The organism is Roseburia sp. CLA-AA-H209 (genome assembly GCF_020687575.1).
Taxonomy (GTDB): domain Bacteria; phylum Bacillota; class Clostridia; order Lachnospirales; family Lachnospiraceae; genus Roseburia_C; species Roseburia_C amylophila.
Window position 1 is genome coordinate 104,087 of the sequence record NZ_JAJEQU010000004.1, and the last position, 21,295, is coordinate 125,381.

Consider the following 21,295-nt stretch of genomic DNA (forward strand, 5'->3'; position numbering starts at 1 on the left):
ATGAGTAAACTGCCTTTGGTATCAATTGTAATTCCTGTTTATAATGGGGGCAATTATTTAAAAGAAGCAGTTGATAGTGCGTTAAATCAGACGTACCGTAATATTGAGATACTGGTTGTAAATGATGGCTCAAAGGATGATGGAAAAACAGAAGCAATTGCATTGTCTTATGGAGATAAGATACGCTACCTGAAGAAAGAAAATGGTGGTGTGGCGAGCGCACTGAATATGGGAATTAGAAATATGAAGGGAGAATATTTTTCCTGGCTGTCACACGATGATTTATATTATCCGGAGAAGATAGAAAAGGAAATGCAGGCAGTACAGTCGCTTGCGGATAAGACAACAGTAGTGCAATGTGAATATGATTTTTATGATATGGCATCCGGGAGCCTTACTACGACAAATTTTCATAAATATTACACGTTAGAACAGATTACCAATTCTGTATTCAGTGTATTACAGTTACAGATACATGCCTGCGGAGCGCTGATACATCGGGACAATTTTACCCGGGCAGGCTGTTTTGATGAAACGATTTATACGGTACAGGACATAGAACTCTGGTTTCGTATGTTAAGAAATCGTAAATCCTGTTTTGTTCCGGAAGCACTGTTTCGGGTAAGAGAACATGCGGCAGCAGGCTCAAGAACCATACCGTCTTATTATGCGGAGACATGTGCACTGTATATAAGACTGATAAAGAAAATGAGTTTGGCAGAAATGGAACGTGTATTCGGTTCACCATGGCGTTTTCTTGTACGCATGACAGCTTTTATAAAGAGTTACGGTGGAGATATTTCTGTGATAGAAAAAATGCTTGCCGAATGCAGTCCGAATGATTCTGACAATAGAAACCGCAAGATATTAGCGGAAAAACTTCAGAAGAACCGGAAAAGAATTGTGATATTTGGTGCAGGACAGTATGGGGTAAGAATGCATTATGAACTTCTGAAGAGGGGAATAGAGGCAGAACTGTTTTTAGATAACAGCACAGAAAAGAATCAAAAGATAATAGATGGATTGCCTTGTCAATTACCGGAAACGGTACTTGACGATAAGGATAATATTATGGTTGTAGTGGCTCTCAGAAATTGCCAGAGTGCGCTGGAACAATTGCAAAAGCTTGGCTTTACCAATATCATAATCCGGCAGGAGATTGATGGAATATTAACAGATAGAAGCAGGAAACAGGTGAAAGTATGAAGTGGACAAATAAAGGACACGAATTTGATACAGTTTATCAGAATATAGAAAAAAAGGATAAATTCTATTTATTCGGAGCTGGTGAATATGGAGAAGCAGTTTATCAGGAATTAGAAGATAAGCTTCCGATTGCCGGTTTTATTGATAACAATCCGGAAAAGCAAAAAGAAAATTATCTGGGACAGCATGTATATGGTTTAGAGGAAATTGAACATGAAAATGCAGGAATTATTATAACCGTATCACCTTATACCAGAAAGCCGCTGATACAGCAGCTGATGACAGGTGGATATATTTATAATCAGGACTTTTTTACAATGGAAATCTTCATGTCCGTTTATTTTGCATATCAGAGAGAAGAATTGTATATTCCATCCATTTCTTTTCTGCCGAGCACAAAATGTAATTTGAATTGTGAAGCATGTCTGAATTTTACACCATATATGAAAGAGCCGATGGTTCGTTCCTGGGAGATTGTGAAGGCAGATGTAGACATGTTTTTCCGGTGTGTGGATTATATTATGCTATTCCATATCAGCGGTGGAGAGCCATTCTTATATCCACATCTGGCACAGTTGATAGAGTATATCGGAGAAAATTACAGACATAAAGTTCATTTCCTGCGAACAGTAACAAACGGAACTGTTTTGCCGAAAAAGGAGATACTGGAAGCCTGTAGAAAATATAATGTGGATGTTACCTTAGATGATTATAGGGAGGCTGTTCCGGCATCGGAAGAGAGATTTCAGGAGATTCAGAAGCTGTTTAAAGAATATGGAATCGTATATGAAATAAACAAGGTTGACAACTGGATTGACCTTGCACCGATGACAACAGACCATAGTGACTGGAATGAACTACGTCTGCAGAAGTGGTTTGAGGGATGTCATGTCCCATGGCAGGAACTGCGTGGCGGAAAAATATACAGTTGTAATTATGCCAGCTATGCAGTTGTAGCAGGTTTTATGGAAGAACAGGAAGATGAAGTATTTGATTTGAAGAAATATGACAGAAGCCGAATGAAAGAACTGATGGAATTCCGCATGGGCTATAATGAAAAGGGATATGTGGAATTCTGTAAAAGATGTAGTGGTTATGTCGATATCAATGATCATATCGTATCACCTGCAAAGCAAAAAGAAAGAAGTTAGGTCAGGAGGCAGAAAAAGTGGAAAAGCCAATAGTGTCAATTGTGATTCCGGTTTATAACGGAGCAAATTATATGAAGGAGGCAATTGATAGCGCATTAAATCAGACTTATCCGAATTGCGAGGTAATTGTTATAAATGATGGTTCAAATGATAATGGAGCCACTGAGAAAATTGCATTATCCTATGGGGATAGAATCCGCTATATCAAAAAAGAAAATGGTGGAGTAGCAACCGCGGTAAACAGAGGAATAAAGGAGATGAAGGGTGAGTATTTTTCCTGGTTGTCTCATGATGATTATTATTATCCGCAGAAAATAGAAAAACAGATAGAAGCCATTGAAAAATCCGGAGATAAGACAGCAATTGCCCATTCTAATTTTGATTTTTTAAATATGACAACAGGAGAAAAAACCAGTGTGGACTGGCTGAAACAATATGATATGCAGCAACTGACGAACAGTAATTTTGCACCGGTTTTCCTGTGTATTCATGGTTGCAGTATCCTGATTCATAAAAGCCATTTTGAAAGAGTCGGCTTATACGATCCGGAACTGATTGCAACACAGGATTCTGTATTTTTGTTTCATGTAATGAGGGGACAGAAATCTGTATTTGTGCCGGAGAGTCTTTTTGTGGGAAGAATTCATGGAGAGCAGGGCAGCCAGACTTTGGCATGTCACAGACCGGAATATAATAAAATGTTTGAAAATTTCTGTGAATGGCTGACAGATGATGAAAAGATAAATATGTGTGGAAGTGTATTTAACTTTTATTACAGATTATATGTTTTGTTGAAACAGAGTCCGAAGGCGGATACCATATTGGGATATCTTAAGGATAAGCTGCTGGCATTTGTAGAGGATGAAATAATGTCAGATGGAACAGGAGATATGAATCTCCTGTTCCCGGAATGGAAGGATAAAGGGGTAGATAGAATATGTTTGTTTGGCGCAGGGGATTATGGGAAAAGAATGCTGAATGAATTACAGTTGAGAGGATTTTTGGTACATTCTTATATTGATAATGATGAGAAAAAATGGAACACAAGAATCTGTGGTATTCCATGCTATGGAATGGATTATCTGGTGAAACATCAGGAACATACAGCGGTTATTGTGTCTGCACTGGCAGAAGATGAGATAAAACTTCAACTGAAAAAAAACAACATAAAATACATAAAAAAATATTCAGAGATATACAAAAAATTATTCTATTGTGAACCATTAAAATCAGTATTAAAGGAGAATTTGAAACATGAGCATGAAGTGGAAGCATAAGGGAAGAGAATTTGAAAGCATCGGCTATCAGTTAAAGGATAAGAAAACAATGATTATATATGGCGCAGGAGATTATGCAGAGGATATTCTGAATGTGTATGAGGGTTCTGAATGTAAAGACAGCTGGAAACTATGGCTGGTAGATAGAGATGAAAAAAAACAGCAGGAAGGAAAAAGAGGATATCGTGTAATGTCTCCGGAAGAACTCTGGAAGAAGGAGAAAGAGAATTACTTTGTAGTAATCTGTGCAACACCATCCGGAGCTACAGAGATAAAAAAAGGTTTACTGGAACATGAAATAAAGGAAGAAGATATTTACGATTATAGTTATTTCCTTTATACATATCTTCCCATCTATTTTATGTATGTGAAGAATAAGCTGTTTTTCACATCGGAAAATATTATTCCAAGTACCGTTTGTGATTTGAACTGCAGAAGCTGTCTGAATTTTAACCCATATATTAAGAAACATATTGTGGACAGTCTGGAAGAAGTAAAAGCAGATATTGATGCCTTTTTTGGACAGGTGGATTTAATTTATCGTCTTCAGATTAGTGGTGGTGAGCCATTTCTTTATAAAGAGCTGGGACATGTATTGGAATACATTTATGAGAATTATAAAGATAAAGTGATTCGCCTTGAGACAGTGACGAATGGAACAATTGTACCATCTGATGAACTTTGCCGGATCTTAAAGAAATGCAAGGTAACGGTATTTTTAGATGATTACAGAAAGACCCTTCCAAATGGAGAAGCATTGTATGAACGTGTAAAAAATAAACTTAATCAGGAAGAAATTTCTGTTATTTATAATTATGCAGAAAAGTGGATTCGTATGTATTCTGAAAATTCAAGCCATGAAGAAGATTCAGAAGAGAAACTGGAAAGTTTCTATGAAAGATGTGGTAATCCGTGGTCAACACTTCGTAAGAAGAAGATAACAGGCTGCAATTATGCACATTATGCAGCAAAGGCAGGGATTTTACCGGATGATGAAGACAATTACTTTGTATTAACAGGTGAGGTAGACAAAAAAGCATTATTAGAATTCCGATTACGATACAATGAAAAGGGATATGTAGAATTCTGTAAAAAATGTGCAGGCTGGACATCCATTAATCCGAATCTGGAAGATGCAGCTATTCAGAAAGCAAAGGAGTAATTGCAATGAAATGGACAAACCGGGGACATCAGTTAGACCATGTAAAATCAATCTATGGAGAGAAAACTAAAATATATATTTATGGAGCAGGAATCTATGGAGCTGATTTGTATCATAGAATCAATTGGCTTGGAAATATAGATGGTTTTATAGACCGCAACGTAGAAAAACAACAGAATGGTTATCTGGGAGAGCAGGTAATTGCACCGGAAAAGATTCTTCAAAAAGTAGATGAGGAACATATTATTATTGTTGCTATGGAAAAAAAGGCTGCCGAGCAGGTTATGAGGCTGCTTAGAACGGCAGGATATATAAAGGCTCTCGATTGTTTTTATATCGAAGACTTTCTGGATTTTTATACCTATCAGCAATATGCTTTTTTTGCAGCCGATAAGTTAATGATTTCTTCTGTTTGTATGATTCCAAGTACAGTATGCAATTTAAAATGCAAGGATTGTTTGAATTTTTCACCATATTTTAAAAAGCATATTATACATGATTTTACCTTTGTAAAAAGAGATATTGATACGCTGTTTCGGTGGATTGATTATACTCCAAGGTTTCAGGTTTCCGGGGGAGAGCCTTTGCTGAATAAAGATTTGGGAAGGACACTGGTTTATCTGGATGAAAATTACAGAAACAGGATTGAAAGTATAGAAACTGTAATTAATGGAAGTATTGTACCGGGTGATGAACTATGCCGGTTGATGAAAGAACATCGTATAAAGGTTTATCTGGATGATTATCGTGAGAATGTACCTCAGTTAAGGGAAACCTATACACAAACAGTAGAAAAACTGGAAAAATATGGCATTGAGTGGATTGACAATTATGTTCCGGAATGGTTCAGTCTGGATGTGGAACATACAGAACACAGTGATATGACTGATTTACAACTGGAAAACTATTTTGATAATTGCGGCAGCCCGTGGAACTGCCTGGAAAATGAAAGATTGTACTCCTGCAATTTTGCACATTTTGCAGCGAAGGCAGGAATTATAGAAGAAACAGAAAATGATTACTTTGACCTTAAAGATTATTCAGAAGTCCGAAAAACGGAGTTACTTGAATTCCTACTGAAATATACTACAAAAGGTTATGTGGATTTTTGTAAAAAATGTGCAGGCTGGTCAGAGGCAAACTGTAATAAAGTGAAGGTTGCAGAGCAGATAGAATAGTGGTTATACGGAGGCATTTATGAAACAGTCTGAGAGAAAAAAAGTACAGTCTATTCTTGAAAATATACGAAAACAGCATAATATATTGGAAAGTCTGCCAGAGAAAGAAGTCTTTGCTCTGCTGGAAGAAAATCAGGGCACAATCATTGAACTGGGAAATTATGTGGAACAGAATATGGGACAGACAGCACCTTTTATCAGAATGTTGGAAGAGTATTGTGAGCTTGTATATCAGATGTTTCAGAGCATGAAAAAAAACAACAGACTTCAGGCAGCAGTGGAAAATGAAAGAGCAGGAAAAAAGCTGGAGCAGGCAGAAGATTATTATGTAAAGCATCTGCTGTATAGAAAATATGAAATATTGTTTCTGCCATATAAAGCAGCTATGTGGGATTCTATGGAAAGCATATATTTGGCTGCCGTACAAAATTCAAAGTGTAGAGTGTCTGTAATGCCAGTTCCTTATTACCTTTTGGAGGATGGAAAGAAAACAGCAGTATATGAAGGAAATCGATTCCCGGAAGGATTACCCATTGTAGATGCATATCAATATAAGCTTAAAGAGGAACGACCGGATGTAATCTTTATACATAATCCTTATGATGGATATAACCGGGTAACCAGAGTTGAGGAACAGTTTTACAGCAGTGAATTAATAAAATATACCAGCCATTTGTGTTATGTTCCCTATGATGTCGTAAATGAAAACAGTTTTAATGAGACGTATTGTATTGTGCCGGGTGTAAGAAATGCATGGAAGATTTTCGTACAGTCTGAAAAATTGAGAGAAATCTATGCAAAATATGTCGGGGCAGATAAAGTGGTTGCTTTGGGTTCACCGAAGATAGATAAGATTCTGAAAGGAAGAAATGGAGTGACAGTTCCGATGCAGTGGGAGAAAGTAATTGGAACAAAAACAGTATTTCTTTTGAATACGCATGTGTCACGGATTATCAATGAAAAGACAGGAGCATTTACTTTTTTGCGAAAGGTTGCAGAGTTCTTTGAAGAGCACAAGGATATCGTGCTGATTTGGAGACCGCATCCATTAAGTGAGAGCACTGCACTGGCAATGAACCGGAAAATATATGAGAAATATGAGGCAGTTATCCGGCAATTCAAAAAAATAGAGAATGTGATTTATGATGATACACCGGACATGCATTGTGCAATAGCGGTAAGTGATGCATACTTTGGCGATGGAGGTTCTTTGCTGACTTTGTATAAAGTCACAGGAAAGCCGGTTTATCTTCTGGATTCTGATGTTGATAATCTTAAAGTGACACCGGCAGAGCAGTTCTCTTGTGCGAATTTGACGGAATTGGAGCAGGAAGTCTGTTATGGAACAGGAAGAGCCTGCAATACATTGTTTGCAATCAACCGGAAGACGAAAACGGTACAATATATACGAAGTATTTTAGAAGAAAATCGTATGCAGGAAAATGCATATGGTTATGTGGTTTCTACAGAAGAGAAGATATTTATGCTGCCCAATTTTGCCAGACATATCGCAGTTGTTGATAAAAAAACAAAAGAAGTACATTATCTTCCAAACTATTACAGAAAAGAAGATGATTTAAAATGTGTTTCAGCAATAAGACAGGAGAATAAACTGGTAATTACACCACTTTTTTCTGGAGATCCGGTGCTTGTTTTAAATCTTGAGACAGAAGAAATAAAGAAAAGAGAGCTTCCGGAATATAACGATAACCAGAGAAGCTTTTATTATGGTCAAAGCTGTATCAATAATGAAAAGTTGTATATTCCGATACGGACAGAAAACCGGATATTGGAAATTACGAGAGAAGAGGTTATCAGTCATAAACTGGAAAAAATAGATGGTGGATTCATGCAGTGCATATTCTGGGATGATAAGCTGTGGATACTTCCAGCAGATGGACAATATTTGCTGCAATGTAGTAAGGATTTTAGGCAGTTAAATAAGATTGAATATGATGAATTTATACCAATGGAAGACAAGGATAAGACATTTCTGTTTTATCGGATGGTACTGCAGAAAGAGAATTTATGGCTGATACCAAGAAATGTCCCATATTTTATTAAAATAGAGAAAAATGGAAAACCAACTCGAATTGATATAGACCATATTGAAGTGATAGAATATTTAAGACAGCATGAACAGCCATTTTCAGAGGCGGTTGCAGTAGAAGATAAAATATATTTTCCACCATTTATGCTTACGGATTTCTATGTGCTGGATACGAAAGATAACAGTCTGAAAAAAGAATGTTTTCAGACGCAGCATACAGAAGAACTGGTGTCTCAAATTCTGGAATGTAAAGGAGAAAAAGAATATATTTACCGTTCTTCACTGTTTGGATTTTCTTATTTTGCAGATTTGGTAAGTAATAAGAAAGACATTTATGCAAAGCAGAGAAAAAATGCGGTACTGGATACTTTTGCACGGAATGATGGAAGTGCTGGAAAAGGAATTTTTGATTATGTTTGTAATGAAATAATGGATGCATCGGAGGAAGACTGACGTGAAATATTTAATCCTTGGAGTGAATGGAATGGCAGGACATATGGTGGCACAGTACCTGCTGGAACAAAAACATGATGTAACAGGATTTGCAAAAAAAGAAAGTGCGATATGTAAGACAATCATAGGTGATGCCTGCAGGAAAGACGAGCTTTTGGATGCAATTACAGCTGATGATTTTGATGTGGTGGTAAATTGTATTGGAGTATTGAATACGGCAGTAGATAAGAAACTTTCGGATGGAATTTATTTAAATAGCGTATTCCCACATTTTCTGGCAGAAAAGTTAGAGAATACAAAAAGTAAGCTGATACATATCAGTACAGATTGTGTCTTTGAAGGTACAAAAGGAAAGTATACAGAAGAAGATCTGCCGGATGCAACATCCTATTATGGACGTTCTAAGGCATTGGGAGAAGTTTTTGATAACCGTAATCTTACAATCAGGACTTCGATTGTAGGACCGGAATTAAAGGAAAATGGAATCGGACTTTTTCACTGGTTTATGTCGCAGAGAAATTCTGTGAGCGGATATAAAAATGTAATCTGGTCCGGTGTTACAACCTTACAGCTGGCAAAAGCAATTGAAGCAGATGGAAAGAAGAATCAAAAAGGACTTTACCATCTGGTAAATAATGAAGAAATCAGTAAGTATGCATTATTAGGATTGTTTAATCAATATTGCAGAGAAAAGAAGATTGAAATAAAAGAAAATTGTAGTATTGTTAATAATAAGTCATTGGTTAATACGCAGGATGAAATTTTTGAAGTGCCGTCTTATGAAAAGATGGTAGAAGAAATGGCAGAATGGATACAGAAACATCCACAGCTTTATCAACAGTATAAAGGAGTATAGCATAATGAAAAAATTGAAAGTGATGACAATTGCCGGAACAAGACCTGAATTGATTCGATTATCAGAAATTATAAAGAAAGCAGATTTGTATTTTGAACATATATTTGTGCATACCGGTCAGAATTATGACGCAAGGTTAAATGATATTTTTTATGATGATTTAAAATTAAGAAAGCCGGATTATTATCTGAATGTAGTTGGAGACAATCTGGGAGAAACGATGGGAAATATTATTGCAAAATCCTATGAACTGATGCAGAAGGTAAAACCGGATGCATTGCTGATACTGGGGGATACCAATTCTGCATTGACTGCAATTTCTGCAAAACGTTTAAAGGTTCCGATTTTTCATATGGAAGCGGGAAACAGATGCTTTGATGAGAATCTTCCGGAGGAAACTAACCGACGTATTGTAGATCATATTTCGGATGTCAATCTTCCATATACAGAACATGCAAGAAGATATCTGATTTCAGAAGGAATTCGAAAAGAACATATTTATGTAACCGGTTCTCCGATGAAAGAGGTGATTCTGGCACATCAGAAAGAAATCGAGGAAAGCAATGTGCTGACCACTCTTGGACTGACAGAAAAGAATTATATTGTTCTTTCAGCACACAGAGAAGAAAATATTGATAATGAGAAACATTTTGAAAGTCTGATGAATGCGGTAAATAAGATGGCAGAAAAATATCAGATGCCGGTTATTTATTCTTTGCATCCAAGAAGTGCCAAATTTGTAGAACAGCGTAATTATCAGTTCCATCCACTGGTAAGGAAAATGCCGCCATTTAATTTTACCGATTATAGTGCGTTGATGAAACATGCTTTTTGTGTGGTATCAGATAGTGGAACTATGCCGGAAGAATCGGCGGTCAGTCATTTCCCGGCAGTATGTATCCGCACTTCTACCGAGCGGCCGGAAGCATTGGACAAGGGCTGTTTTGTAATTGGTGGGATTACAGAAGAATCTTTGTTACAGTCTGTTGATATGGCTGTGAGAATGGCTGAACTGGGAGATTTTGGAGAAACAGTTCCGGATTATGAAGCCGTAAATGTTTCTTCAACTGTAATAAGAATTGTTCAGAGCTATACACGCATTATTGACGATAAGGTCTGGAGGAAATAGCACATGAGATACACCTGTAAAACCAACATAAATGAATTGAGAACTTCCTATGACTATCTGGTTGGCTGGGGTGCCGGAAGGGATGAATATGACAGACGATATAATTTAAGCCTGTATCAATTGGATTATATGATTGATGCAGCCAAAGAGAACTGGGGGAAAATCCGCTGTGGCATAAAGATGGAATCCCAGGAAATATTAAAGAATCTTGTCGGGAAAAAGGTCTGCTTTATTATATATCCGAATATTGAACTGGAGATAATGCCGGAAATAGAAAAATACCTCAAAGAGTATGATTTTATTGCATCCCGGTTAATTGACTGTCCACAGGCACCGTATTTACATTCTTATGCAACTGCAAATGAAGATATTATTTTTACACAATTGATAGAGGCACTGGGAATAAAGGATCCACTATATGTTGACATCGGGGTCTGCCATCCGGTAGTCAGAAATAATACTTATCTTCTATATGAAAAAGGTTATACCAATGGCATATTAATAGAGCCGAATGGAAATATGTGTGAACTGGCACAGATATATCGACCAAAGAATAAAATTGTTGAGGCAGGAGCCAGTGGTGACGAAGGTGGAATTCTCCGCTATTATATGAATCATCAGTCCAGCTTGAAAGGTTATAATACATTTAACCAGGAGGTTGCAGAAAGAGAAGGATTTGCAGACAATTATAAGGATGTTCCGGTAATGAATATCAATCGTATTCTGGAAGAAAACTGTACCAAAGCCCCGGATATTATTGACATTGATACAGAAAGCATGGACTTTGAAATATTGGAAGCTTTAGATACAGAACGTTTTCGAGTAAAGCTGATTTGCGTAGAAGTATGGGGACGGGAAGCTGAATTTTCACAGATGATGGAGAAAAAAGGCTATGTTCATTATATGTCTACGATAGAAAATACACTTTATATTGCAAAAGAGACAGCAGAGCAGCTAAGAAACAGGAGGATTAGATAGATGGGATTCTTTACAGACAAAACATTGATGATTACAGGTGGAACCGGTTCTTTTGGAAATGCAGTTCTGAAAAGATTTTTAGATACCGATATCAAAGAAATCCGTATTTTTTCACGAGATGAAAAAAAACAGGATGATATGAGAAAGTTGTATAATAATACAAAAATTAAATTCTACATTGGAGATGTTCGTGACATACGAAGCGTACAGGATGCAATGCATGGTGTAGATTTCATATTTAGTGCAGCTGCATTAAAACAGGTTCCGTCCTGCGAATTTTTCCCGATGGAAGCGGTTCGAACCAATATAATTGGTACAGATAATGTATTAACAGCAGCAATTCAGGCGGATGTGCAGAAGGTAATTTGTCTTTCTACTGATAAGGCTGCATATCCGATTAATGCGATGGGTATCAGTAAGGCGATGATGGAACGTGTTTTTGTGGCAAAATCAAGAACAACAGATGTGACTACAATCTGCGGAACCCGTTATGGTAATGTAATGTGCTCCAGAGGTTCTGTTATTCCACTGTTTATCGATCAGATAAAGAGCGGAAAGCCGATTACAGTTACAGACCCTGAAATGACACGTTTTTTAATGAGCTTGGATGAGGCTGTGGATTTGGTAATGTTTGCGTTTGAAAATGCAAAGCCTGGAGACATTATGGTGCAGAAGGCTCCGGCATGTACAATCGGAGTTCTGGCACAGGCCGTAAGAGAACTTTTCCATGATACCAATGAAATTCATTATATCGGAACAAGACATGGCGAGAAAAAGTATGAAACTCTTTTGACCAGAGAAGAATGTATGCATGCATTTGACCTTGGAAATTTCTATCGTGTTCCGGCGGATAACAGAGATTTAAATTACGAACAGTACTATGAAAAGGGTCAGGTAGAGAAAGCAAAATTAGAAGAATTTACATCGGATAATACCACGATTCTGAATGTAGAGCAGGTAAAGGAAAAACTGCTGTCATTGGAATATGTTCGTAATGAACTGGAAAATATGTAATTTAATGAGGAAATACATATGTATTACATCAATGAAAATATTAAGGATTTATACAGAGTAAAATTTCATGATAACCGGGAAGGTGTACTTCGACTGGATATGAATGAAAATCCGGGCGGACTTCCGGAAAAAGTGTTTCGGCGGGTGATGGAAAAAATCACACCGGAGTATCTTGCAACATATCCACAGAAAGATAGACTTATGGAAGCAATTGCGAAACATGATGCATTGCTTTGTGAAAATATTTCTGTAACGGCGGGGTCAGATGAGGCAATGCGGCTGATATTCCAATGTTTTGCAAAAGCAGGTGGGAAAGTTGTTACAGTTGCACCGACCTTTGAAATGTATGATATATATGCCAAAATGTTTGGAATGCAGCATGTGATGGTAGAATATCACGATGATTTTACGGTTGATGTAAATGACATTTGTAAAGAAATAGACACTCAGACCAATATTGTTGTATTGCTGAATCCCAACAGCCCGATTGGAACGGTATATAAGGACAATGAAATAGAAGAAATTATAAGAAAAGCGCAAGAGATGGGGGCGTTCGTAGTGATTGATGAAGCCTATCATTATTTTTATAAAAAGAGTGCTATTTCTTTGGTTAAAAAATATGACAATCTTATGGTGCTTCGGACATTTTCCAAACTATTTTCCATGGCAGGACTTCGAATCGGATATGTTGCGGGATGTGAGCAACTTATTTCCTATATTGAAAATGCTGAGTCAACTTTTAATGTAAATAATGTTGCGATTCTGTTTGCACTGGAAGTGATCCAGGACAGTGATTTGGAAAAGAAACTGAAAAAAAAGGAGCGGGAAGGCAGACAGTGGCTGTTAAAGAAACTGGAAAAGAAAGAGTATACCTGTTATGCCGGAGAGGGGAACTATATTCTGGTGAAGCCGGTAAAACCATCGGCAGAGGTTGTGGCAGAATTAAAAGAAAAAGGAATCTGGATTCGGGATTATAAGAAGGGTGTATTGAGTGGATGGATACGGATTTCCACCGGAGCAAAAAAATACATGAAACAGTTTTGGGAGGCATTTCTTGAAGTTGAACGGTCGTAAGAAAGATACAGTAGAACAGAACAACACTGAAATCATATTATCGGATCAGGAACTGCGTAAGTTGCAGTTGAATTTATTGGAGATGCTGATAGAAGTAGACCGTATCTGCCGGAAATATCAGATTGCATATTCGCTGGACGGAGGAAGCCTGCTTGGGGCAGTGCGTCATGGAGGATTTATTCCATGGGATGATGATGTAGATGTCATTATGCGAAGAAAAGAATATCAGAGATTTTATAAAGCGTGTAAAAGAGAACTGGATCAGAAACGTTTTACTTTGCAGGAATACCGGACAGATAAGAACTATCGCTGGGGCTATGCAAAGCTGCGGCGTAAGGGAACAGAATTTGTCCGGCTGGGACAGGAACATATGCAGAGCACAAGAGGAATTTTTCTTGACATATTTGTAGTTGATAATGTTCCGGATGGATATATTTTAAGAAGGCTGCATTATATGGCATGCTATGTAATTCGTAAACTGTTGTATTCTGAATTGGGGATGAAGGCAGCTTCTTCCGGATTGAAAAGGAAGTGGTTTGGCTGTTTATATCGTGTAGTTCCAAGAGATACCATATTTTCCTGGCGGAATCGAATTGCCGGAAGGTGTAACAGGAAAAGGACAACATTGGTCAGTCATATGACATATCCTTATCCGCATGGAAAATATGGTATGCCGGCAGAGTGCTTTGATGAAATGATGGATATGCAATTTGAAGGATATTCTTTCCGGGTGTTTAAGGAATATGATAATTATCTGAGGGAATTATATGGAGATTACAGGAAACTTCCTCCAAAAGAAGAACGAAAGGCACATTTAAGTGTATCCAAAATTCAACTGCTAGAGCCGGAAGATATTTTCTCAAAAGAAGAATTAAATCGACTGGGTTATTATGTGAGGGAGGAAAACAAATGAATATTGCATTATTGATTGCAGGTGGTGCAGGTACAAGAATGAAACAGGATATTCCGAAGCAGTTTCTTACGGTAAATGAAAAACCTGTTATTGTATATACATTAGAGGCATTTCAGAAACATGTTGAAATAGATGTTATTGCGGTAGTGTGTTTGGAAGGATGGGAACATGTATTAGAAGCATATGCCAGACAATTTAATATAACTAAATTACAACATATTTTCCCGGGTGGAGACTGCGGACAGGCATCTATCCGAAATGGAATTTATGCATTGGAAAAAGAATATGAGAAAGATGATATTATATTGATACATGATGCGAACAGACCAATGGTATCGGCAGATATTATATTAGACTGCATTGTGAAGACAAAACAGTTCGGAAATGCAATTCCGGTTATTCCATGTGCAGAGGCAATGCTTGAAACAGAAGATGGCATGGTATCTACGGGAAGTTATCCAAGGGAAAAATTAAAGCGGACACAAACTCCGCATGGATTTAAATTAGGGGATATCTGCCAATTGCATCGAGAAGCAGAAAAAGCAGGAATAACTAATTCGGTGGCTTCCTGTACATTGATGATAGAACTGGGAAAACAGGTGCATTTTTCCATGGGCTCAGAGAAGAATATAAAAATTACAACAGTGGATGATGTTGATATATTTAAGGCACTGCTGCTGGCGAAACGGTCAGAGTGGTTAAAGTAGGAAGGCAAAATGAGCAGATATAACAGCGAGACATATCGGAAAGATTTGCAAAAAACAATTGAGTCAGCCAATGATATCTTAAAGGCGTTAGAAGGAAAAAAAGTATTGCTGACTGGTGCAACTGGATTGATTGGTGCTGCGATTGCAGATTTATTAATCTGGTACAACAAGGATAGAAATGTGCCGGTTGAACTATATGCAGCCGGTAGAAATGAGAAACAGATAGAAGAAAAATTTGAGCCTTATGAAAAAGCAGCCTGGTTCCATATTGTTCCATATGAAGCTACTGGAAAAATTAAATTTGAATGCCCGGTGAACTATATTATTCATGGTGCAGGAATTGCCTATCCGAAAATGTTTACTCAAAGTCCGGTAGAAACGATGCGGGTAGCATTATATGGAACAGATCAGATATTAAAGTATGGAGTGGAACAGAAGATTCAGCGGATGGTATTTATTTCTTCCAGTGAAGTGTATGGAAAACATGCAGGTGAAAATCCATTGGAAGAGTCGGAATATGGATATATAGATTTGCTGAATCCGAGATCTTCTTACTCTATGGGAAAACGTGCAGCAGAGACAATGTGCATCAGTTATGCAAAAGAATATGATCTTCATGTTACAGTTGCACGTCCAGGACATATTTATGGACCTACAGCTCGGAGAGAGGATAATCGTGTATCTTCCATGTTTGCATATGATGCAGCAGATGGCAAAAATCTTATTATGAAAAGTAATGGTACGCAGATAAGGTCCTATTGCTATGCGTTGGATTGTGCATCAGCAATTTTATTTTTACTTTTAAAAGGAAAAAAGGAACTGGCATATAATATTTCAAATAGAAATTCCATTATGTCTGTAAAAGAGCTGGCAGAGCAATTGGCAAAGGAAGCTGGAGTTAAGGTGCAGCTTCAAATTCCCAAAGAAGAAGAACGACAAGCATTTAATCCCATGGATAATTCCAGCCTGAATGGGGAAAAGCTGGAGTTGCTGGGCTGGCAGGGACTTTTTGGTGGAGAAGAAGGTACGGCACATACAGTAAGAATTATCAGAGAAGGAAGACTATAAGATAGCAAAGGAGTCACCCATGAATATTTTGGTTTATCGCTGGAATTCCTACAACTACATAGACATCATTGCAACATTCCAATCCATGGAACATCAGGTGGATGTAATTGAGCAGGAACTGGAAAGCTATGATGAGGATGGAGTGTTTGCGGCACGTTTGCATGGCATCTTGCAGCAGAAAAACTATGACTTTGTCTTTACGGTGAATTATTTTGCAGTGATTTCCGGAGTATGTCAGCAGATGGGGATAAAGTATGTATCCTGGAGCTGTGACAGCCCGCTGCTTAGCATGTATCACAAGAATGTATTCTTGGACTGCAATTATTTCTTCCTCTTTGATAAGACCAATTATCTGGAATTCAAGGGAATGGGCGTAAAACATATCTGGCATCTGCCGCTGGCAGTGGATACGGACCGGCTGGATGAGCTATTTGCACAGGATACTATGGATAAAATGCAGTTGGCAGAAACAGATAGTGGGAATGCCTCAAAACATTCGGTGCGGGATTTTGCAGGCGGGATTTCTTTTGTAGGAAATTTATATGAGAAGAACAGCTATGATGAACTGGAAACAAGGTTCCCGGAATATTTGCGGGGTTATTTTGATGCTGTCATGGAGGCACAGCTTAATATCAGCGGCGGCAATATAATCGAACCGATGTTGACTGCGGATATCTTAGAGCGTGTATCGGAATATTTTGAACTGAAGAAATCGAAGGATTCTTTTTCTGATCTGGGGCTGGTATTTGCAACAACGGTGCTTGGATTTAAAACTGCTTCTTTGCAGCGGCAGCGTGCATTGCTGGCACTGGTGGCTAAATTCCCGGTAAACCTTTATACAAATACAGGCGGAGATACTTTGCTTCGGGTAAAGAATTGCGGCTCAGTAGATTATTGGTCGGAGATGCCGAAGGTATTCCGCTATTCGAAAATCAATCTTAATTTTACGATTCCGAATATCAAGAGCGGGCTGCCTCTACGGATTTTTGATGTACTTGGTGCAGGTGGATTCCTGTTGACCAATTATCAGGCAGAATTACCGGATTATTTTGAAATTGGAAAAGATTTGGCTTGCTTTGAATCCGAAGCAGAACTGGTAGAAAAGTGCAGCTACTATCTTACCCATGAGGAAGAACGGCAGCAGATAGCAAAGAACGGTTATGAGAAAGTGAAGAACTGCTGCAGCTATCGGAAACGTCTGAAGTTTATATTGGAAAAGATTGGGGAGGAGTAGAAGAGATACACAAAGCACCAGCTTCGCAAAATAAAGAACATAACCTGCCACCGGCAGCAAAAAAATAAGACCTGATTTTTCCCACATGTAAAAGTCAGGTCTTATAAATATTTATCCAGCATCAAACCAGAGTACATAGACGTAATATAAGGTGTGGCAAAATTCTTGCCCGGGTTCTTGTAAGCAACAATTACTTTGTCCACGTACTGCATCGGATTTAAGGAAGCCTGGTTGGCTTTTGCACTTAAGGCATTCTTAAAGCGGTTTAATACATGGAAACTCTCGGCGGCATCATCCGATTCGACAGCGTCCGCCAGTAAATCCCGGTCAACGGAAATAGTAGAATCAGAATTTATAATAAGTCCGATGGCTTCAAAATCATTTTTAAAATGCTGTGCAACACCGCTCATATCAGAAAGCAGCTTCTGGCTGGTCGGCTGCGACTCGCGGTATTCATTAGCGGTATCCACCATGGAATTATAGGAATCCACCAGTTCCTGAATATTATCGGCAACGGCATCCACATTTGCTTTAAAACCAAGGGTAGCAGGTCTGCCTTCCGGGCTGACTGCTTTCAGGTGTACTTCAAAAGTATTGTTGATGGTAAATGTATTGGAATAGGAACTGTGTTCCATACCGTTTAACAGAAAAACGGAATTGGAAGCTGCATCCGTAACCTTGTTAATACCAAGCTTATCCATTGCCTGTATGGATTCGTTGGAAGTTCCCGGCAGAATCTGGAACAGAAAATCTTCGTCATCCTTAAGACCGGTTTTTCTGGAAGTTAAGACCAGGGCACTGTGGCCGGAGTCGTCTTCTTTAACATCTGCGTGAATGCCAATGCTGGCAGTATTGAAAAGCTTTGCCAGCTTATCCTGGACACTCCGGTTGGTATCATCTGGATTTACATTGAACTGGAACTCATAGGAAGCACTGCTGGTATTCAGATCAAAGGAATAACTGCCTGGTTTAAAAGCAAGCTGGTCATCCTTTAAGTAATTACCGTAGTTTAACTGCGGAGAAGCAAGCTTCTTAATTTCCATCTGAAAGCTGTTGGTATTCTCGTCGGAATCTCCGTTTCCAACATAATCTGCATCAACGATATCATTCTGGTCAGAGACGGCAATTTTTTTCTGAAAAGCCTCTGCAAGACTGTCACCGGTGGATAAAGAAGCAATGACATTTTTTAAATCACGGGCATGCTCTTTGATATCGATAGCAAACTTCTGTGCATCAGCAGAATCTTTTATTTTGTAAAGAGGGGATTCTTTATTGATTTTTACAATATTATTGTAAACAGAGCGCAACTCACTCTTCTTGTGGGAATCATACCGGGAAACGGTAGACTTGCCATAAGTTGTAAGATAATAGTTATACATATTATCAAGAATAGCAGATGCCATAAATAACCCCCTCCTTTCTTCCATGAAATGTGCATCTTCTTGATGCCGGGTATAGTAAAATCCATTTATACATATCTAATATAGCATAAAAATAAGAAAAAGTCATCTACAAGATATACAAAAAATGTTGCAAAAACGCTAGATTTTGTGGTAATATATGTACTGGATTACAAGTTTACAGAGAATGTGAAAAAAGAGTTGACGCTCCATGTGGTTTGTGCTATCATAGACTAGCTTGGAAGTAAGTCTTTTTTTTATGCCTAAAAATAGGCATAGAAAACACAAAGAAAGTAATGGAGGTGGAAGTTGTGCGCACAAAGATTACATTAGCATGCACAGAATGCAAGCAGCGTAATTACAACATGACAAAAGACAAGAAAGCTCATCCAGACAGAATGGAGACAAAGAAGTATTGTAGATTCTGCAAGACTCATACATTACACAAAGAAACAAAATAATTTGTGAATGCGTGACAATGAGCAAAAAGAAAAGGAAGTGACAAAATGGGAGAAACCGAAAACAAGAACACAGCAGTAAAAGAGAGCTGGTTCGCCGGTCTTAAGGCTGAATTCAAAAAAATCATTTGGCCTACAAAAGAATCACTTGCCCGTCAGACAACAGCAGTTGTTATTGTGTCAGTTGTACTTGGTCTGATAATTACACTTCTGGATACAATCATCCAGTACGGTGTGAATTTTCTAGTGAATTTATAATGGAGGCATAGGTGATTATGGCAGAGGCACACTGGTATGTAGTTCATACCTATTCAGGTTATGAGAATAAGGTCAAAGCGAACATCGATAAGGCAATCGAGAACCGGCATTTAGAAGAGCAGATACTCGAAGTCAGAGTACCGATGCAGGATGTTGTCGAGCTTAAGAACGGTGCGAAAAAGCAGGTTCAGAAGAAAATGTTCCCGGGATATGTGCTTATCAATATGGTCATGAATGATGATACCTGGTATGTGGTAAGAAATACCAGAGGCGTAACCGGATTTGTTGGACCGGGATCTAAGCCGGTACCACTCACTGACGCTGAAATGAGACCACTGGGAATCAAGTCAGACAACATTGTCGTAGATTTCGATGAAGGCGATACCGTCGTTGTAATCGGTGGTGTGTGGAAGGACACCATCGGTGTTATCCAGCGTATGGATCACGGAAAACAGATTTGTACGATTAATGTGGATTTATTTGGCCGGGAGACTCCGGTCGAGATTAGTTTTTCAGATGTAAAGAAGATGAATTAAAGGAGGCAACCTCAAATGGCAAAGAAAGTAGAAGGATATATCAAATTGCAGATTCCTGCCGGCAAAGCAACTCCGGCACCACCTGTTGGACCTGCTTTAGGTCAGCATGGTGTGAATATTGTGGAATTCACAAAACAGTTTAATGCAAAAACAGCAGATATGGGAGATACAATCGTTCCTGTAGTTATCACTGTTTACGCAGACAGAAGCTTCAGCTTCATTACAAAAACTCCTCCAGCAGCAGTACTGCTGAAAAAGGCCTGCAACTTAAAGAGTGCATCTGCAACTCCGAACAAGACAAAAGTTGCAAAGATTTCTAAAGCTAAGCTTCAGGAAATCGCTGAGCTGAAAATGCCAGACTTAAATGCTGCATCTGTTGAAGCTGCAATGAGCATGATCGCAGGAACAGCAAGAAGTATGGGAATCGAAGTAGAGGACTAAATGGAAACGTGGGAGGGTACCACTCCCGATAATACCACAGGAGGTTATTTAGAATGAAAAGAGGAAAGAAATATTTAGAAGCTGCAAAATCAATTGATAGAGCAACTTTATATGATCCGGCAGAAGCAATCGGACTTGCAAAGAAAGCAGCCGTTGCAAAATTTGATGAGACTATCGAAGTTCACATTCGTACCGGATGTGACGGACGTCACGCAGATCAGCAGATCCGTGGTGCAGTTGTATTACCACACGGAACTGGTAAAGCTGTAAAAGTATTAGTATTCGCAAAGGGAACCAAATTAGACGAGGCTCAGGCAGCAGGTGCTGATTTCGTTGGTGGAGAGGAATTGATTCCGAAGATTCAGAACGAAGGATGGCTTGACTTCGACGTTGTTGTTGCAACTCCTGATATGATGGGTGTTGTTGGACGTCTTGGTCGTGTACTTGGACCGAAGGGCTTAATGCCAAACCCAAAAGCTGGAACTGTTACTATGGACGTTACCAAGGCAGTAAACGATATCAAAGCCGGAAAAATCGAGTATAGATTAGACAAAGCAAATATTATCCATGTGCCAATTGGAAAAGCATCCTTTAGTGAAGAACAATTAGCGGACAACTTCCAGACTCTTATTGATGCCGTAAACAAAGCAAAACCGGCTACATTAAAAGGTCAGTACATGAAGAGCGTTTCTGTAGCTCCTACCATGGGACCGGGTGTAAAAATCAACCCACTGAAGCTTGTTTAGTTTTTG

21 protein-coding genes are annotated in these 21,295 nt (G+C 38.5%); 20 read left to right on the forward strand and 1 reads right to left on the reverse strand.

What is annotated here, in order from left to right:
• The 15 genes from LKD41_RS05400 to LKD41_RS05470 are packed head-to-tail and all read left to right on the forward strand — an operon-like array spanning nt 1 to nt 17,450.
• On the forward strand, nt 1-1,206 hold the full coding sequence (locus LKD41_RS05400) for a glycosyltransferase family 2 protein (RefSeq protein WP_158565971.1): 1,206 nt from the start codon (nt 1-3) through the stop codon (nt 1,204-1,206).
• Nucleotides 1,203-2,357 (forward strand): radical SAM protein, encoded by a 1,155-nt coding sequence (locus LKD41_RS05405; protein ID WP_227700637.1) that lies wholly within the window; start codon nt 1,203-1,205, stop codon nt 2,355-2,357. Before LKD41_RS05400 ends, LKD41_RS05405 begins: the two co-directional genes overlap by 4 nt.
• A 17-nt stretch (nt 2,358-2,374) precedes the next feature.
• On the forward strand, nt 2,375-3,634 hold the full coding sequence (locus tag LKD41_RS05410) for a glycosyltransferase (RefSeq protein ID WP_227700638.1): 1,260 nt from the start codon (nt 2,375-2,377) through the stop codon (nt 3,632-3,634).
• Nucleotides 3,612-4,796, forward strand: coding sequence for a radical SAM protein (locus LKD41_RS05415; protein WP_227700639.1), 1,185 nt, complete (start codon nt 3,612-3,614; stop codon nt 4,794-4,796). The genes LKD41_RS05410 and LKD41_RS05415 overlap by 23 nt, the downstream gene beginning before the upstream one ends.
• Before the next feature lie 5 nt (nt 4,797-4,801).
• Entirely contained in the window at nt 4,802-5,974 is a 1,173-nt protein-coding gene (locus LKD41_RS05420; protein WP_117841475.1) for a radical SAM protein, read from the forward strand.
• A 19-nt stretch (nt 5,975-5,993) separates the two neighbouring features.
• Nucleotides 5,994-8,477: a hypothetical protein gene (locus LKD41_RS05425; protein ID WP_227700640.1), complete on the forward strand. Its 2,484-nt coding sequence runs from the start codon at nt 5,994-5,996 to the stop codon at nt 8,475-8,477.
• Nucleotide 8,478: 1 nt separating this feature from the next.
• On the forward strand, nt 8,479-9,333 hold the full coding sequence (locus tag LKD41_RS05430) for a dTDP-4-dehydrorhamnose reductase family protein (protein WP_227700641.1): 855 nt from the start codon (nt 8,479-8,481) through the stop codon (nt 9,331-9,333).
• A gap of 4 nt (nt 9,334-9,337) precedes the next feature.
• The gene (gene wecB / locus LKD41_RS05435) at nt 9,338-10,462 is read left to right on the forward strand and encodes a non-hydrolyzing UDP-N-acetylglucosamine 2-epimerase (protein ID WP_227700642.1); all 1,125 of its coding nucleotides are present in this window, start codon (nt 9,338-9,340) and stop codon (nt 10,460-10,462) included.
• Between the two features lie 3 nt (nt 10,463-10,465).
• The gene (locus LKD41_RS05440) at nt 10,466-11,440 is read left to right on the forward strand and encodes an FkbM family methyltransferase (RefSeq protein ID WP_227700643.1); all 975 of its coding nucleotides are present in this window, start codon (nt 10,466-10,468) and stop codon (nt 11,438-11,440) included.
• A complete protein-coding gene (locus tag LKD41_RS05445) occupies nt 11,441-12,454 on the forward strand; it encodes a polysaccharide biosynthesis protein (protein ID WP_117841470.1) in 1,014 nt (337 codons plus the stop codon).
• Between the two features lie 18 nt (nt 12,455-12,472).
• Nucleotides 12,473-13,528 carry a pyridoxal phosphate-dependent aminotransferase gene (locus LKD41_RS05450; RefSeq protein ID WP_227700644.1) on the forward strand — a complete coding sequence of 352 codons (1,056 nt, stop codon included), beginning with the start codon at nt 12,473-12,475 and terminating at the stop codon, nt 13,526-13,528.
• Nucleotides 13,509-14,441, forward strand: coding sequence for a LicD family protein (locus LKD41_RS05455; RefSeq protein WP_227700645.1), 933 nt, complete (start codon nt 13,509-13,511; stop codon nt 14,439-14,441). Before LKD41_RS05450 ends, LKD41_RS05455 begins: the two co-directional genes overlap by 20 nt.
• Entirely contained in the window at nt 14,438-15,148 is a 711-nt protein-coding gene (locus LKD41_RS05460) for an IspD/TarI family cytidylyltransferase (protein ID WP_117841468.1), read from the forward strand. The genes LKD41_RS05455 and LKD41_RS05460 overlap by 4 nt, the downstream gene beginning before the upstream one ends.
• A 9-nt stretch (nt 15,149-15,157) precedes the next feature.
• A complete protein-coding gene (locus LKD41_RS05465) occupies nt 15,158-16,216 on the forward strand; it encodes an NAD-dependent epimerase/dehydratase family protein (RefSeq protein ID WP_227700646.1) in 1,059 nt (352 codons plus the stop codon).
• A 19-nt stretch (nt 16,217-16,235) separates the two neighbouring features.
• Entirely contained in the window at nt 16,236-17,450 is a 1,215-nt protein-coding gene (locus LKD41_RS05470) for a CgeB family protein (RefSeq protein WP_227700647.1), read from the forward strand.
• Between the two features lie 101 nt (nt 17,451-17,551).
• On the opposite strand, the gene fliD is transcribed toward LKD41_RS05470, so the two are convergent.
• Nucleotides 17,552-18,853, reverse strand: a complete 1,302-nt coding sequence (gene fliD / locus LKD41_RS05475) for a flagellar filament capping protein FliD (protein ID WP_227700648.1) — start codon at nt 18,851-18,853, stop codon at nt 17,552-17,554.
• A gap of 308 nt (nt 18,854-19,161) precedes the next feature.
• On the opposite strand from fliD, the gene rpmG reads away from it, so the two are divergent.
• The 5 genes from rpmG to rplA are packed head-to-tail and all read left to right on the forward strand — an operon-like array spanning nt 19,162 to nt 21,289.
• Complete coding sequence (gene rpmG / locus LKD41_RS05480; protein ID WP_117697288.1) at nt 19,162-19,311, forward strand: 50S ribosomal protein L33; 150 nt, start codon at nt 19,162-19,164, stop codon at nt 19,309-19,311.
• 45 nt (nt 19,312-19,356) lie between these two features.
• The gene (gene secE, locus LKD41_RS05485) at nt 19,357-19,566 is read left to right on the forward strand and encodes a preprotein translocase subunit SecE (RefSeq protein ID WP_022242923.1); all 210 of its coding nucleotides are present in this window, start codon (nt 19,357-19,359) and stop codon (nt 19,564-19,566) included.
• Nucleotides 19,567-19,583: 17 nt separating this feature from the next.
• A complete protein-coding gene (gene nusG, locus LKD41_RS05490) occupies nt 19,584-20,102 on the forward strand; it encodes a transcription termination/antitermination protein NusG (RefSeq protein ID WP_022242924.1) in 519 nt (172 codons plus the stop codon).
• A 15-nt stretch (nt 20,103-20,117) separates the two neighbouring features.
• The gene (rplK, locus tag LKD41_RS05495) at nt 20,118-20,543 is read left to right on the forward strand and encodes a 50S ribosomal protein L11 (protein ID WP_022242925.1); all 426 of its coding nucleotides are present in this window, start codon (nt 20,118-20,120) and stop codon (nt 20,541-20,543) included.
• Nucleotides 20,544-20,596: 53 nt separating this feature from the next.
• Nucleotides 20,597-21,289 carry a 50S ribosomal protein L1 gene (gene rplA / locus LKD41_RS05500; protein ID WP_022242926.1) on the forward strand — a complete coding sequence of 231 codons (693 nt, stop codon included), beginning with the start codon at nt 20,597-20,599 and terminating at the stop codon, nt 21,287-21,289.
• The last annotated feature ends 6 nt before the right edge of the window (nt 21,290-21,295 follow it).